Raw genomic sequence first — 13,920 nt, 5'->3', positions numbered from 1 at the left:
TGATACAGCTACTGGCTTTCTGTCGCTTGATACTCCCGTTGTTCATCTGTCCAGAGAGTCTTGAGGTACTCAATTACTGCGCCAATTTCCTGGTCAGTCAGACTCTCCTCGAACGCCGGCATGGTCAGCTGTTCAGTTTTGTTGAACGGGTGTCGCCATCCTTTCGTAATCATCTTGAACAGCATGGCATCGCTGTGGCGCCAGGTGTGGCCGCTTTCATCGTGAGGTGGCGGCGGCATTTCCCCCTTCTCATCCGGGTTTTTCCAGTTGGCAGCGCCTTCACCCTGCCATCCGTGGCAAGCAGCGCAGTATTGCTCATAAATCTGTCTTCCCTGAGAGACTTCCGTCGATGTACTGTCCGCACTCTCAGGTCCGCCCGAGGCGCCGGCAATGACCGGCGCGGCGAGCAGGATGAACGAGTAGATCCAATTATTCATGGACAGGCGCCCACTCGTCAGCAGCGCCACGGGCAAGCAGGTTCCCGTTTGCCGTACCTACTACAAGTCCTTGTGACGGCGAGAAGGCAAGGGCAGTCACGGGTTGGGGGACCTTGAGGCCAGTCCAGACTTCGCCGCCATCCGCACTATGATGAAGCTGCCCCTCGATCACCGCGTAGACGTTTTCCGGGGCGGCAGGATCATAGTCGATGGCGGAGACCATTCCGCGCAGGTCACCGGCATCGCCCCAGAAGCAGAAACAGTCCATGGAGCGAGCGACGCCGCGGGTGGTTCCCGCAAACAGCCAGCCACTTTCCATACTGCCGGGCATGTCCGAATGCAGGAATGTTTGCACCGGTTCCTGGGGGCCGCTATCGACTTTTACCCATTCGGCACCGCCGTTTCTGGACCGGAACATGCCATCTTTCCCAAGGTATGCGTAGAGCGTTCCGGGTTGTGTGGCGTGAGCGGCCATGGCAGTGACCCCAAGGTCGGGCAAGGTATTATTGAGGGACTGCCAGCTCTCACCGGCGCCGTCGTAACGCCAAACGCCCAAGCCCGGACCGGCCAGGTAGACGCTTCCGTCCGCTCCTCTGGCCAGGGTGGTGGGTTGAGCACTCTGGTCAGTTGCCGGTAGCGCAATCTTGGTTGAAGTTCCGCCTTCCATGGCAAAGAGATCACTGCCCTGTAGCATCAGGAGGGCGCCTGATGAGCTGATCGTAAGAGCCTTCACTGGTTGGGCGTCGTTTGCGGATTGGGCCTGAACCAGCGCTGGCGTAAGTATTGCTGCCGTGAGCACGCAAACCCCCCAGGCTGCCCTGATCGTAGAATGGACAATTGCTTTCATGGGACAAGCCTCAATAATCTTTGTATTCGCGGAACACACTTTGCTGGCCGTTGGCACTGAAGGCGATGACCTGGTAATCGTCTTTCCGGCCGGTCTCCATGCCGGGGGTGCCATGGGGCATACCGGGCACTGAAAGCCCCACAGTATTGAACTGGGGATTTTCCAAGTAGGCGACAATATCATCTGCCGGCACATGTCCCTCAATTACCAGATCACCGATCAACGCGGTGTGGCAGGAGGCCATTTCACGCGGCACGTCATATTGCTGCTTGATCTCGTTAAGGTTGTCGGTTTCTACAATGGTGGTCTCAAAGCCATTGGCATCGAGGTGTTCAGCCCAGGACTGGCAGCAGCCGCAATTGGGGCTCTTATAGATTGTGATGGCTGGACCAGACGTTTCTGCGGCGGCTATAGATGTCGATGACTCGGTGGGTTCATTGGCCTGGATCACTAACGTAGTGGCGCCAGCGGCGAGAACGATGGCGGCCACACCCGTATACAGGGCAAGTTTTTTGGTCTTCATGGTAAATCCTCGAATTGATTCGGTCATAGGCAGCGCTAAGCCCGGGGTCGCTTTGGCTTCCCCGGGCAATGGGTGTCAGTTCGGAGCGTTGCCCGAACGCTTAGCTGGCTTCGTCGTCTTTGCCATTCATGCCGCCGTCCATGTGGTCGCCACCGTGGCCCTGCATCATTTTCATGCAGGCATCGGTCATGGCTTTACGGTCTTCGGGGGACATGTCAGACATCATGTTCATCATTCCCATCATGCCGCCCATTCCCTGCATGCCTTCCGAGGACATCATATCGTTGCCTTCACCCTCGTGAGCAAAGACAGAGAAGGTGCCAATGGTGCCGGCCAGGAAAATCGTTGTGATCGCGAGCTTGATTTTTGAATTGCGCATTTGATTCACTCCAGTTAAAGATCCGTGATGAATAAAAGCACGGAGCTTTTCACAAAATCGTTGTAAGAAATAACGTCAATGGCTTTGCCGCAATGGGCAAAAACCCGGGTTACAACTTAGGAGTGATGTTCTGGAGGGGGCGTAGTAGAGGCCAGGAACGGATCCTGATAAAGGGCCGCGCGCGCGGTTAATACCGATTGGGAGCCGGTATCGGTTAAACCTATGGATTTTTCAGGTAAGAGAGCGAAGCTGACGTTGACGCCACATTTGCTCAACCCGCTGGCGCTCGGACAGACCATATCAGGAGCCGAGACACAATTAGTTTCGGTGTCTGATGAGGAACTGGCGCTTTCAGCCTGAGCCATCATCATGGAACCACAATCTGTCATCTCAGCGCCCGCCTGACTGTCCGTTAGTTTGGACATAGCCAACGCTGGCCCGCTTATCACCATAAGCAGTGATAGCAGCGCAGAAATGAATTGGCGGGTCGTTGCGGTCATCCTGATTTCAAGCACCAATCTATGAAGGTTCGAGTTTGTGACACACAGCTCGTCTTTTGGTTCACTAAATCGTAGCAGTTTTTTATTTCAGTGACACTACTACCGCAGTATCCGAAGTGGCGAAGGAAATTTATTCTGGCGCTTCTGATAAAACGCTTGACCTTAAACCTTGCTTCAACGTTATGTTTTTCCGAACTGCTCAACTGCAGGACTGCGTACCGCGTCGGCGGTGAATGTGAGCGATCAACAACGACCACGTTTTAAAAGAGGTGCCATAATGAGCTGCGGTAACAAGACGAGCTGTGGGGACAAGGGTAAGACGAATTCGGATGCCAGTTCAGGAGGGCTGATGGGTTTGCTGACTGGGCCACGGCGCTGGTGGTTGTTTGGCGCTATCGGGGTCATCGCTGGACTCATATTTGGCTGGGAACAATTGGTGTTGTTTGGACTCGCCCCCATACTGATCAGCCTTCTGCCGTGTCTGATCATGTGTGGTCTTGGGTTGTGCATGATGAAATGTAAGGACAAATCGAGCTCGGTGACTGCGATTGAGCAGACGAGCGAGGCCGGTGACGCTCAGTCAATAACGCCTCAGCCCAAGATTTCGGATGCTGCCCACTCAACGAGAGCATTCTGAAGCTGAATGCGCGCTATGATTGTCGAGGGAATCATGGCGCTTAGCTTTGCACCTGAAAATAACGCATCATCCCATTGTCTTCATGTTCCATGTTGTGACAGTGGTAGATGTAGAGGCCATCGAAACGCTCGAAGGTCATCGCCAACTGAACGGCTTCACCCGGCATTACAAGGACCGTATCGTGCCAACCGCTGTCCACCAGACCCTGGGTCAGGCCGCTCCAGCCACGGCCATTGCCTCTGGTCTCACGCCCGATAACGTTGAACTGCAAGCCGTGAACGTGCATGGGGTGGGGCATTGGTGTGTTGTTTCGGAATTCCCAGATTTCCGTGTCCCCCAAGCGGACTTTTTCGCTATCTGCAACCGTGGTTCCGGCAAAGCGCCGACCATTGATGGCAAAACCCCGCATCATCGCGTGGCTTAACTCAAACTGCCTGACCGGTGTGGCATCGGTAACGGGTATTTTCTTGCGTGCCCGGGCAAGCTCCGCCGGCAGCGGCTCGGTGGTGTTGGTTGAGTCGGTCACCTCCAGTGTCATCAGGGTGAAACGACTGCCGGCGGGCAGGGTGGCGTTACCCATCATCCCCATGCCCCCCATCATGCCGCCGCTCATCATTCCAGCTTCATAACTGTCGCTTACAAGTTCCAATGTGCTACCGGGTCGGGAATCGGAAAGATCTACCCAGAGATCAAGTCGCTGAGCCGGAGCCAGAACCACATAGGGTTTGTTTTCCGGTTGTTGAAGGAGGCCGCCATCGGCTCCGATAACCGTAATGGGGCGCTCGTCACTCCAGGCCAGCTTGTAAATGCGGGCATTGGAACCATTGAGAACTCGAAGTCGGTATGGGCGGGTGGCGACGTTGCGTGTTGTCGGGGGAGTTCCATTGACCAACATCCGATCTCCCAGAAAACCGCGCATGCGATCCATCATGGCACCCATGCCACCGTCGAGGTATACCAGTTCGTTGGCGCCCTCGAAGGTCCGATCCTGGAGCACCAATAACAGTTCATCACTACCGGCCGGCAGTCGTAGCCCCAACTCTTCGTCGTCTTCAACGATCAGGAGTCCAGCAAGCCCCGCGTAACTCTGAAACCCCACGCGCCCACCCTGCTCGCCGTGCGCATGGGAGTGGTACCAGAACAGTCCGGCGCGGTCCAACACCTCGAAGCCAACGGTCATCATTTCGCCAGGGCGGATCGGCAGCCTCGGTTGGCCGTCTACGTCGGACGGCACATGAAGCCCGTGCCAATGCACAGTGGTGTCTTCCGGGAGCTCATTGTGAATATGGATTTTTACTGTCTGGCCTCGGCGCAGCCGAATCGTTGGTCCCAGGTAGCTGTCTGGGTTTTCGGAGACGGTGCTTTCCGGGCCTTTGAGTAATTCCGCCCTGTAACGCCACACCTCACTGGGCGTGCCTGGAAGTATGGACACCGAGTCGGGTGTGGCATAAAGATTCAGTTCAACATCGTATTCTTCGGAATCAAGGCCGAGCGTTCCCAATTCAGTCGCTCTTACCCCGCCATCACAGCCTGTAAGCAGAAATCCCGGCGACAGAGTGAGAAGAAATCCGGTGCCTGCCATGGCCTGAAGGACTGTGCGCCGGTGGACTCTTTTCCGGCTCATCCCTTGTTCCTCAGGTATTTGATCAGCGCCAGAATCGCGAGTATCAGAAGCACAGCCAGAAGAATCATGATAACCATCATGAATATCCCCATACCGCCCATGCCTTGCATCATGTTGCCACCCATCATGCCCTCTCCCATGCGCCCGGGCTCTTCAGCAAGCGCAAAGAGTGGTAGGAAAAGCCCCACCATTAAAATAAATAGTTTCTCAAGAATCTTCATCGCAGTGACTCCGAGTTATTAGGTCCTCATGAAATAAAAGGCGTGTTGAATGAGTCTTGAGCACGTGCTCGGATTTTGCAATGACGAGTCGCTCAAAATCCCTTGACCTTAAAGTTCACTTAAAGGTTATGGTTACAACAATGATTGAGGACTTAGTTTGAGGTGAGTGAATGAAAACGTTCAATATCGGTGAACTCTCTGCCCAAAGCGGTGTGGCCAGTCATGCGATTCGCTTTTACGAGCGAGAGAGCCTCATGCCAGAACCTGCACGAACCCAATCCAACTATCGCCGTTACCCCGAAGATGCGATTGCCAGGCTGCAGTTCATCATCCATGCCAAACAATGGGGTTTCACTCTTGATGAGATTCGTGAACTCCTGATGCTTCAGGATGCCAATGGTGACCGTGCAGAGGCCAAGCGCATCGCGAGCGAACAACTGCAAAAAATCCGATACCAGATTCAGAACCTTTCCCGTATCGAGGCAGTCCTGTCAAAAACTCTGGAGAAATGCTCGGGGGAAGGCCCGATGGAGGGTTGTCCTATTGTCGAAGCCATCGCCGAAAAGGGGTGACGTTGCCGTTTGTTGGCGGGATGAATTTGTTAGAAGCGCGCTGGATCAGCCACGCGGAGGAGCAAAGTCAGGATGCAAAAAATAGAGATTGGTATTGAAGGAATGTCTTGCGCGTCGTGCGTCGGGCGGATTGAAAAGGCTCTCGCTGATCAGCATGGTGTTTCGTCAGCCCAGGTGAACCTGGCGACCGGTAAAGCAACTGTGGAATTCGATCAGCTCACCACGCCGGTTAGTCTGGTCGACTCAATCAAGGATACGGGTTATCAACCACGGGTACAGTCCGCGGAAATTCCGGTTACCGGCATGACCTGCGGCTCCTGCGTGTCTCGGGTTGAGCGGGCGCTGAACAAACAGCCCGGTATGATCAAGGCCAGTGTCAATCTGACCACCGGGAAAGCCTTTGTGGAGTTCCTGTCGGACACCCTGTCGCTGCCGCGAATCCATCAGGCCATCCGGGACGCTGGCTATGAACCTCAGGAACCGGATACCAGCACTCAAGCGGAAGAGCAGGACAAGGAGGGCAATGACCTTCGCCGGAAAGTGATCTTTGCTGCGGCATTGACCATCCCGGTGGTTCTTATTGCGATGGGCAAGATGATTCCTGCTCTTGAGGCTATCTACGCCAATGTCTTGTCTCATCGGGGCTGGATGGCTATTGAATGGCTACTGACCACGCCGGTGCTGTTTTACGCCGGGTCGCGGTTTTTCCGGTCCGGCTACGCTGAGCTGCGTCATGCCAACCCAGGCATGAACAGCCTGGTCATGATCGGCTCCAGCGCCGCCTATTTCTACTCCGTTGCAGCATTATTGGTTCCCGGATTTTTCCCCGCCGGCACCGCCGAGAGTTATTTCGAGGCGGCGGCGGTGATCGTGACGCTCATTTTGCTGGGGCGCTACTTCGAGCACATCGCCAAAGGCCGGACGTCGGAGGCGATCAAAAAGCTTTTGCAACTGCAGGCCAAGACCGCCCGTGTCATTCGGGACGGGGAAGCCGTCGAGGTTCCGATTGAAGCGGTAGTGCCTGGTGACCGTATCCAGGTCCGTCCGGGCGAACGCGTTCCTGTTGATGGCGTGGTGGAAGAGGGACAGTCCTACGTGGACGAGTCCATGATCAGCGGCGAGCCGGTACCGGTCGCCAAGCTGCAAGACGCCGAACTGGTGGGTGGAACCATCAACAAGAATGGTTCACTGACGTTTCGGGCTACCCGGGTGGGCGCGGACACCGTTCTTGCACAGATCATTAGCATGGTGGAATCGGCCCAGGCCGATAAGCCCCCGATTCAGGAGCTGGCTGACAGGATTGCCGGGGTTTTCGTACCTGTTGTGATCCTGCTTGCGATCCTGACGTTCATCACCTGGTTTAGCTTCGGGCCTGCTCCGGCACTGTCCTTTGCTTTCGTCACAACGGTCAGTGTGCTGCTGATCGCCTGTCCCTGCGCGATGGGGCTGGCCACGCCGACGGCCATTATGGTCGGAACCGGCAAGGGCGCCGAAATGGGCGTGCTGTTCCGCAAAGGGGCGGCGCTTGAGACGCTGGCTCGAATGGACACCATCGTCCTCGACAAAACTGGCACCCTGACCCGGGGCCGGCCCGAGCTGACGGATTTCATTCTGGTGGAAGGCCGTGAGGATGAGGTGTTGGCCTGGGTCGCAGCTGTGGAGACTGAGAGTGAGCATCCCATTGGAGAAGCTATCGTCAAGGGCGCCAGGGATCGGGGACTCACCTTGCCAGCGGTCAGTGATTTTCAGGCAGAGCCAGGCTACGGGATCCAGGCTCAAGTGGCCGGGCACCGGATCAATGTGGGCGCGGACCGTTATATGCGCCGCCTCGGTATCGATTTGGCCAGCGTGGCCGACAGTGCAGTGTCACTCGCCGAAAAGGCGAAAAGCCCGCTTTATGTTGCCGTCGACGGCCGCCTCGCCGCGCTGATTGCAGTGGCCGATCCGCTCAAGGATGGTTCGTTGGAGGCGATTGCTGCGCTTAAGGCCGCAGGGCTGAGTGTGGCCATGCTCACCGGTGACAATCGCGCTACCGCCGAGGCCATCGCGCGGCAGGCGGGTATTGAACGGGTGCTTGCGGAGGTATTGCCGGACCAGAAAGCGGCAGAAGTAAAGCGTCTGCAGGAAGACGGCGCACGGGTCGCTTTTGTGGGTGACGGCATCAATGATGCCCCGGCATTGGCCCAGGCCGATGTGGGCATTGCCATCGGCTCGGGTACTGACATTGCGATCGAGGCAGGCGACGTGGTTCTGATGCGCGGCGACCTTCGGGGAATTGTGGATGCCGGCGCGCTCTCCCGGCGCACCCGAAAAACGATCCTCGGCAATTTTGCCTGGGCCTACGGGTACAACCTGGCACTTATTCCGGTGGCAGCGGGTGTTCTTTTCCCGTTTACCGGCTATCTGCTCAACCCCATGCTGGCCGCCGGTGCAATGAGCCTGTCCAGTGTGTTCGTGGTGACCAACTCGCTCCGGCTGGGTCGGTTTAAACCTGCTAGTGGACAAACCGCAGCCAGCGACATGAACGACGGCGGTGCCATACAGGCAAGCGCCTCATGAGAGAGCCAGTACACAGAACCAGGAGATTGACATGATGACAAGTGAGGCATGCATGTTTGGAATGGCGGGAATGGGGTTGATATCCCTTTTGCTCATCGTCGCCCTTGTGCTCGGTGTCGCCGCCCTTGCTAAGTACCTGTTTTCCAGAAACAAAGATGATTCTGGAAGCGCGAGAAAGAACATGAGAGGGGATAATGAATACCACTCTGGCGCATGAAATGTATCGGGACCCCACGGCAAGTACTGGAAAAAGACTGAAGGCAAAAGCAAAGGTCGCCGGGGTTCTGCTTCTGTTGGTTGTTCTGGCCGCAACCTACTGGGTCATGCTGGAGACGGGAGCATTGGCCACAGTGACCAACAAAGTTGCGTTGCGGGAATGGATCGATCAACTTGGGTATTGGGGGCCGGTGGGCATCATCGGCTTGATGATCATGGCCATCGTCCTGAGCCCGATTCCCAGCGCCCCGATCGCTATGGTCGCCGGAGCGGTCTATGGTTCTCTCTGGGGGACGGTGATTGTGGTTGTCGGTGCCGAGGCTGGCGCATTGATCGCTTTTACCATTGCTCGGTCCCTGGGGTACGACGTTATCCATCGCTGGAGTCGGGTGCGCCCGATGTTGAGTTGGTTGGGTAAGGAGCGCTCTCAAAGTGCGTTGATGCTGGCCATTTTTGCGTCACGACTGGTACCCTTCATCTCTTTCGATGCAGTCAGCTATGCAGCAGGCCTGACGCCCCTCGCGTTCTGGCGTTTCGTCGTCGCAACGCTGGCCGGAGTTATTCCGACGGCCTATTTGATTACAGCATTTGGCGGATTGCTCATGGCATCCGAGTCAGGGCTGATGACGATAATGCTGATTCTCGTCAGCGGCATTACCCTGTCGCCGGTTGTAGCGAAGCTGTTTTTTTCTCGACGCAGTGTGCTTAAGAGAGCGCTCGAACAATAACATTTGGAGGAACTTATCTGCGCATGTCCTGTCCCAATTGGCCGACGGACTAATGTGGATAGACGAGGGTGAGTCGTTTCTGCCTGCTTGGCGACGCCCACTGATGTAGGCTATGGTACCAAGTGCTGTTTTACACGTTGAAGGCATTTTATTTAGCTGTTCTCTAATCGGGATATCGACGCGATGAAGAAGCGGTTTATGGGACTGGCAGCAATGCTGCTCGTAGCTTCTTTCCTTGTTTCACAGGGAGCGGCTGCGACCTCTTTTGAGGTGGGGCCCATGGCTGAGGCTTGTGTTCTTTTCCCAGATACCGAGGCGATGCCCGACTGCGAAATGCTTCAGGCTCAGGGTAGCTGTAGCAGCACGTGTATTTCTTCCCATGTCGCCAGATCTGTCATTCTGGATTTGCCATTATTATCGTCCTCTCCTTTTCCCAGGGGCTATTCTTCTCATTCCGGCCGTGTACTTTCAGGGCCTGACCCCTTTCCTCCCAAGTATTCAGCAACTTCCTGAACCTTTGATCGCCTGGGGTTCCCGCGTCGAGTGACTGTCGTTCGACCTTGAGCGGTATACCACCACGTAGTCAGTCACCCCTGGCGGTTTTACTGCCTGATGAATATCTAAAAATGGGAATGTACTTGTGATGTCACTCTTTTTGGAGCACTCCGTGCGGCGCATGACCATGCTCTGCCGTAAGTTTTCGATAGCACTTCTTTTGAGTCTATTTGCAGCTCTGGCGTCTGCGGCACCGACGATGGATCCAGGAGTCAAGGCGCTCCAGGAAAAAGTCGGTTTTACGGTGATCGAACGCTTCTCCACGCCAGCCGAGGGCGTTACCGGTTATGTCGTGAAGGCTGGGGACGGAAAAACCGGAATCGTCTATGGACTCGGTGACTTCGTTCTTTCCGGCGCGCTTCTGGAGGGTAACGGCAATGACCTGACCCGCGAATACGCTGCACGTTATATAGCGAATCCGGCCTACGCATCAGTTGCCGAGCAGCTTGCTCGGGATAGCCATCTGGTGAGCGAGGGCGGTGAGGGTGCTCCCGAGATCTACGTATTCGCGGATCCAAATTGCATTTTCTGCCACAAATTCTGGCAGCAGACCCGGAATTGGGTAGCGGAAGGGAAAGTCAGGTTGCACTGGGTCATGGTCGGGTTTCTCAAGCCTTCCAGTCCGGGCTTCTCCGCCGCAATCATGAACGCGGACGACCGAGCCGCGGCCCTGCGTATGTTCAAGGAGAATATCAGCAAAAACGGTGACGGCAGCGGAATTTCTGAACTTACCCCCATCCCGGCTGACCTTCAGAGGGCACTCGAACAACACAGTCAGTGGATGGCAGAGCTGGGTTTCAGCGGAACGCCAGGGTTACTGTTCAGGGACACGAACGGCCAATGGCGAGGCCAGACCGGTGTGCCCAAGCTGGAAGCGCTCGGTAGGATGCTGGGGATCGCTGAGTAATGGATCAGTTTCCCTCATTAATTATCGCCGGCCAGATCATGATGGCGGTTATGGCAGGTTTGCTGCTGAACCTGACGCCCTGCGTGCTGCCCGCGATTCCCATCAAGGTCCGGACCATCCTGCGGGAGGCGGGCAGCCAGCGGTCACATCGCGTGCTCGCTGCACTGGCGTTCAGCGCCGGCACACTCACCTTTTTCCTGACGCTGGGTGGCCTGACCGCGCTGCTGCAGTGGAATTGGGGCACGTTATTCCAGTCGACGGTATTCGTGGCCGTCCTGGTTGCGTTGATGGTCGGCTTTGCGGTGGTCACCTGGCTGGATCTGCCTATCCCGGTCCCTGCGTTTGCCGCCTCGGCCCATGGCCGGCGTTACTTTGAGGCATACGTCTCAGGGCTGTTGAGCGCGGTTTTGGCCGCACCCTGTGCAGGGCCTTTCCTGGGTGGCGTTCTGGCTTTTGCCGTCACTCAGCCAGCGCCGGTGATCATGGGGATATTCGGCAGTATCGGGCTCGGGCTGTCATTACCCTACGCGGTACTGATGCTTAAGCCTGAGTGGCTGAGTCGGTTGCCGAAGGCGGGTCCCTGGACCCTCGCTATTCGTGAAGTGCTCGCGCTGGTTTTGCTGGCCGCGGCCGTCTTTTTCAGCGCGAGCTTGGTCCCCAAAGCGGTTTACCCATGGGTATGGTGGGCCTGGCTGGCACTGGTCCTATTATGGGGTATCCGCCGATTCATCCAGGGTAACGGCGCCGTGCGTGTGATCGCAGCTACGGCAGCAGGCCTTGCCTTTGCGGTGGCTGTGGTATTTGCCTCCCCGTTGGGGAGCAGTGTGGGCGAACTTGTCTGGCAACCTTACTCATCAAAACTCCTGACGGACACAAAAGCCCGTGGCGCGCCTTATTTGCTGGAGTTCACCGCAGACTGGTGCATCAACTGCAAAGTACTGGAGCGCACGGTGTACAAGGAGCCCGCTGTGGCCGCCGCCGTGCGGCGCGCCAACATGGTACCGATTCAGGTCGACGTGACGGCGAGTGACCCTGAAAAGGACGCATTGTTAACCGCGACGGGTGGGCAGGCCTTACCTTTTGCGGCGGTGATTGACGGCGACGGTACTGTTATCGCCCGTTTCACGGGGCTCTTTGACGCCGACAGCTTGGTTGAGGCGATCAACCGCACCGGAAACTCACAACTTTAGATACTGGAGATCAAATATGGTGACCCGACCCAAGGCATGGCTGGCTGGAATAGCTGTTTTACTGATCGTGATCGCAGCCGCATTCGTGTTGATCGATAACAATACCGGAAATACCGCCAGCACTACCCAGACTGCACCGGCCAGTTCTGAAGGCCCGGCACCAGCTGCCAGAACCGAGTTGGCGGACTCTTCCGACAAGGTGCGGCTGAAAATTGTTGGCGAGAATAAAGCACTGATTGGTGATGCCGGAGAAATTGTTCTGGCACTGGACATTGACCCCGGCTGGCACGTGAACGCCAACCCGGCCTCCATGGAGTTCCTGATTCCCACGGTCGCGAGTTCCGCGGTTAACGGACAGTCGCTCGACATTCCGATTCAGTACCCACGTGGCCGGGTCAGTGACATTACCCTTGATGATACCGCCCTGGAGGTTTACGACAACGACGCGAGTATTCGGCTACTGCCTGACGAGAAACACACAGCCATGTTGAAAGAAGCCGGCAAGCTCGACATGACGGTGCGGGTACAGGCCTGCAGTGACGAAGGCGTTTGCCTGGCACCGGCGGACCTGCCCCTTACCCTGAATCTGGACGATACCAACACACAATGACCCCAAGATTTTCCTTCCAAGAAAGAATTAAACGGAGAACCACTGTGAACCGCATAATAAGAGTATTCCTGATTTCCGTGGTCGCCCTGGGGAGCCTCAAGGCTTATGCCCACTCCATGGAGGATGTCGAAGCGTCGTTAAATGAAAAAGAACGGTATGCCCAGTTTGTCGACCAACCGGCCCCTCCGTTCGACCTGACCGGCACCGACGGCAAGACACTCTCCCTGGCGGACTTAAACGGTAAAACCGTCGTGCTCAATTTTCTCTACACGCGCTGCACCGAGGCATGCCCTTTGCACATGAACCTGATCCGCCAGTTGCAGACCGGGGTTGAAGACGAAGGGCTAAGCGAAGAGGTGGTCTTCATCACCATCGCCACCGATCGTGAAGACGTCGCCGGGACCCGGGAAAACATGCGCGCTTACGGCGAGAACTTCGACCTCAACCGTGGCAACTGGCACTTTCTCTACCGGGCAAAGAACGAATCACCTGGGTTGACGTCGGAACTCGCTAAGGCCTATGGGGTTCAATTCACGGACACCGGTGACGGAGTCCAGGTACATGGTGTAGTTACTCATGTGATTGATCCACAGGGACAGATGCGTGCCCGCTTTCACGGCCTGAAATTCAAGCCTCAGCATCTGGTGACCTATCTTAAGGCCATCGCCATAGGCCCCAATGCCGCAGCCGATGATGGGTTCTGGAGCCGGCTGCATGGGCGTATCGAAGGCCTGATGCAGGGTGAGTAGTCTCTGTGGGCAGCAACGAGGCAAGAGGCCGACAACCGTGAACAGGAGCAACTGTCAATGTGGCAGCAACCTACACCTGTAGCCCGGGTACTGGCTGCAATGCTCGTTTTTGCTATTTCATTTGCCCCTGCTGTTTCGACGGCGGGGGACGTTCCAGAATCGGTCGGCCCACAGGGATTTCTGACCTGGGAAACAGCCCGGAATCTGCCCGAGCTCGCATTTGAAGACAAGAAGGGCAAACCTTTAACGCTGGCAGATTTTCACGGCAGAGTGGTGTTGCTCAACATCTGGGCGACCTGGTGCGCACCCTGCCGCGAGGAAATGCCGACACTGGACTCACTCCAGGCTCAACTGGGGGGCGAGCGATTCGAAGTGGTTGCTCTGTCGATTGACCATGCAGGCATCGGTGTTGTTGAAGAATTCTACCGGGAAACTGGTATACAACACCTTCGTAAGTATATTGATCCGTCCACACTGGCTACCTCAACCCTTGGCATAGAAGGCGTCCCTACGACCTTGCTGATTGATCATAAAGGTCGTGAAATTGGCCGTCTGACCGGTGCCACAGGTTGGGACAGCCCGGCCATGGTGGATTTTATTGCCCGTGCCATCGCCAGAGCTCCGGTTGACTCCTATTGAGAGTCTGCAACAAAGACCTTGACCTTA

Annotated in this window: 16 protein-coding genes; 10 read left to right on the top strand and 6 right to left on the bottom strand. The window is 56.3% G+C overall.

The window, feature by feature from the left end:
• Window positions 1-8 precede the first annotated feature (8 nt).
• From MDG893_RS00610 to MDG893_RS00595, 4 genes are all read right to left on the bottom strand, one after another.
• Window positions 9-437, bottom strand: coding sequence for a c-type cytochrome (locus tag MDG893_RS00610; protein WP_007151760.1), 429 nt, complete (start codon window positions 435-437; stop codon window positions 9-11).
• Window positions 430-1,284 (bottom strand): beta propeller repeat protein, encoded by an 855-nt coding sequence (locus tag MDG893_RS00605; protein WP_040474140.1) that lies wholly within the window; start codon window positions 1,282-1,284, stop codon window positions 430-432. Before MDG893_RS00605 ends, MDG893_RS00610 begins: the two co-directional genes overlap by 8 nt.
• A 10-nt stretch (window positions 1,285-1,294) precedes the next feature.
• Window positions 1,295-1,807, bottom strand: a complete 513-nt coding sequence (locus MDG893_RS00600; protein WP_007151758.1) for a DUF411 domain-containing protein — start codon at window positions 1,805-1,807, stop codon at window positions 1,295-1,297.
• A 100-nt stretch (window positions 1,808-1,907) separates the two neighbouring features.
• Entirely contained in the window at window positions 1,908-2,186 is a 279-nt protein-coding gene (locus MDG893_RS00595; RefSeq protein WP_007151757.1) for a hypothetical protein, read from the bottom strand.
• A gap of 222 nt (window positions 2,187-2,408) precedes the next feature.
• On the opposite strand from MDG893_RS00595, the gene MDG893_RS21015 reads away from it, so the two are divergent.
• Window positions 2,409-2,546 (top strand): hypothetical protein, encoded by a 138-nt coding sequence (locus tag MDG893_RS21015; protein ID WP_167319380.1) that lies wholly within the window; start codon window positions 2,409-2,411, stop codon window positions 2,544-2,546.
• An 817-nt stretch (window positions 2,547-3,363) separates the two neighbouring features.
• Here the strand turns inward: MDG893_RS21015 and MDG893_RS00585 are convergent.
• Together MDG893_RS00585 and MDG893_RS00580 are read right to left on the bottom strand one after the other, a co-directional pair.
• Complete coding sequence (locus tag MDG893_RS00585; protein WP_007151755.1) at window positions 3,364-4,947, bottom strand: multicopper oxidase family protein; 1,584 nt, start codon at window positions 4,945-4,947, stop codon at window positions 3,364-3,366.
• Window positions 4,944-5,168: a hypothetical protein gene (locus MDG893_RS00580; protein ID WP_007151754.1), complete on the bottom strand. Its 225-nt coding sequence runs from the start codon at window positions 5,166-5,168 to the stop codon at window positions 4,944-4,946. The genes MDG893_RS00585 and MDG893_RS00580 overlap by 4 nt, the downstream gene beginning before the upstream one ends.
• A gap of 170 nt (window positions 5,169-5,338) precedes the next feature.
• Here MDG893_RS00580 and MDG893_RS00575 point away from each other — a divergent pair, with 170 nt between their 5' ends.
• The 9 genes from MDG893_RS00575 (at window position 5,339) to MDG893_RS00535 (ending at window position 13,893) form a co-directional block, all read left to right on the top strand.
• Window positions 5,339-5,740: a MerR family transcriptional regulator gene (locus tag MDG893_RS00575; RefSeq protein ID WP_007151753.1), complete on the top strand. Its 402-nt coding sequence runs from the start codon at window positions 5,339-5,341 to the stop codon at window positions 5,738-5,740.
• Window positions 5,741-5,812: 72 nt separating this feature from the next.
• Window positions 5,813-8,299 carry a heavy metal translocating P-type ATPase gene (locus MDG893_RS00570; protein ID WP_007151752.1) on the top strand — a complete coding sequence of 829 codons (2,487 nt, stop codon included), beginning with the start codon at window positions 5,813-5,815 and terminating at the stop codon, window positions 8,297-8,299.
• A 31-nt stretch (window positions 8,300-8,330) separates the two neighbouring features.
• Window positions 8,331-8,516 (top strand): hypothetical protein, encoded by a 186-nt coding sequence (locus tag MDG893_RS00565; protein WP_007151751.1) that lies wholly within the window; start codon window positions 8,331-8,333, stop codon window positions 8,514-8,516.
• Window positions 8,494-9,243 carry a TVP38/TMEM64 family protein gene (locus tag MDG893_RS00560; RefSeq protein ID WP_007151750.1) on the top strand — a complete coding sequence of 250 codons (750 nt, stop codon included), beginning with the start codon at window positions 8,494-8,496 and terminating at the stop codon, window positions 9,241-9,243. The genes MDG893_RS00565 and MDG893_RS00560 overlap by 23 nt, the downstream gene beginning before the upstream one ends.
• Before the next feature lie 643 nt (window positions 9,244-9,886).
• Window positions 9,887-10,705, top strand: a complete 819-nt coding sequence (gene dsbG, locus MDG893_RS00555) for a thiol:disulfide interchange protein DsbG (protein ID WP_007151749.1) — start codon at window positions 9,887-9,889, stop codon at window positions 10,703-10,705.
• A complete protein-coding gene (locus MDG893_RS00550) occupies window positions 10,705-11,895 on the top strand; it encodes a protein-disulfide reductase DsbD family protein (protein WP_007151748.1) in 1,191 nt (396 codons plus the stop codon). Before dsbG ends, MDG893_RS00550 begins: the two co-directional genes overlap by 1 nt.
• Window positions 11,896-11,911: 16 nt before the next feature.
• Window positions 11,912-12,505, top strand: coding sequence for a protein-disulfide reductase DsbD domain-containing protein (locus MDG893_RS00545; RefSeq protein WP_007151747.1), 594 nt, complete (start codon window positions 11,912-11,914; stop codon window positions 12,503-12,505).
• Between the two features lie 44 nt (window positions 12,506-12,549).
• A complete protein-coding gene (locus MDG893_RS00540) occupies window positions 12,550-13,254 on the top strand; it encodes an SCO family protein (RefSeq protein WP_007151746.1) in 705 nt (234 codons plus the stop codon).
• A gap of 57 nt (window positions 13,255-13,311) precedes the next feature.
• Window positions 13,312-13,893, top strand: a complete 582-nt coding sequence (locus tag MDG893_RS00535) for a TlpA family protein disulfide reductase (protein ID WP_007151745.1) — start codon at window positions 13,312-13,314, stop codon at window positions 13,891-13,893.
• Window positions 13,894-13,920: the final 27 nt, after the last annotated feature.

The sequence above is a fragment of the Marinobacter algicola DG893 genome, from assembly GCF_000170835.1.
Classification (GTDB): domain Bacteria; phylum Pseudomonadota; class Gammaproteobacteria; order Pseudomonadales; family Oleiphilaceae; genus Marinobacter; species Marinobacter algicola.
This window is presented reverse-complemented; position numbering and strand designations above follow the sequence as displayed.

Excerpts from the sequence above, each read along its gene's own strand:
- dsbG (WP_007151749.1), top strand. The coding sequence starts at position 9,887 with ATGTCACTCTTTTTGGAGCACTCCGTGCGGCGCATGACCATGCTCTGC.
- MDG893_RS00600 (WP_007151758.1), bottom strand. The coding sequence starts at position 1,807 with ATGAAGACCAAAAAACTTGCCCTGTATACGGGTGTGGCCGCCATCGTT.
- MDG893_RS00580 (WP_007151754.1), bottom strand. The coding sequence starts at position 5,168 with ATGAAGATTCTTGAGAAACTATTTATTTTAATGGTGGGGCTTTTCCTA.
- MDG893_RS00535 (WP_007151745.1), top strand. The coding sequence starts at position 13,312 with ATGTGGCAGCAACCTACACCTGTAGCCCGGGTACTGGCTGCAATGCTC.
- MDG893_RS00570 (WP_007151752.1), top strand. The coding sequence starts at position 5,813 with ATGCAAAAAATAGAGATTGGTATTGAAGGAATGTCTTGCGCGTCGTGC.
- MDG893_RS00605 (WP_040474140.1), bottom strand. The coding sequence starts at position 1,284 with ATGAAAGCAATTGTCCATTCTACGATCAGGGCAGCCTGGGGGGTTTGC.
- MDG893_RS00550 (WP_007151748.1), top strand. The coding sequence starts at position 10,705 with ATGGATCAGTTTCCCTCATTAATTATCGCCGGCCAGATCATGATGGCG.
- MDG893_RS00595 (WP_007151757.1), bottom strand. The coding sequence starts at position 2,186 with ATGCGCAATTCAAAAATCAAGCTCGCGATCACAACGATTTTCCTGGCC.
- MDG893_RS00585 (WP_007151755.1), bottom strand. The coding sequence starts at position 4,947 with ATGAGCCGGAAAAGAGTCCACCGGCGCACAGTCCTTCAGGCCATGGCA.
- MDG893_RS00565 (WP_007151751.1), top strand. The coding sequence starts at position 8,331 with ATGATGACAAGTGAGGCATGCATGTTTGGAATGGCGGGAATGGGGTTG.
- MDG893_RS00610 (WP_007151760.1), bottom strand. The coding sequence starts at position 437 with ATGAATAATTGGATCTACTCGTTCATCCTGCTCGCCGCGCCGGTCATT.
- MDG893_RS21015 (WP_167319380.1), top strand. The coding sequence starts at position 2,409 with ATGGATTTTTCAGGTAAGAGAGCGAAGCTGACGTTGACGCCACATTTG.
- MDG893_RS00545 (WP_007151747.1), top strand. The coding sequence starts at position 11,912 with ATGGTGACCCGACCCAAGGCATGGCTGGCTGGAATAGCTGTTTTACTG.
- MDG893_RS00560 (WP_007151750.1), top strand. The coding sequence starts at position 8,494 with ATGAATACCACTCTGGCGCATGAAATGTATCGGGACCCCACGGCAAGT.
- MDG893_RS00575 (WP_007151753.1), top strand. The coding sequence starts at position 5,339 with ATGAAAACGTTCAATATCGGTGAACTCTCTGCCCAAAGCGGTGTGGCC.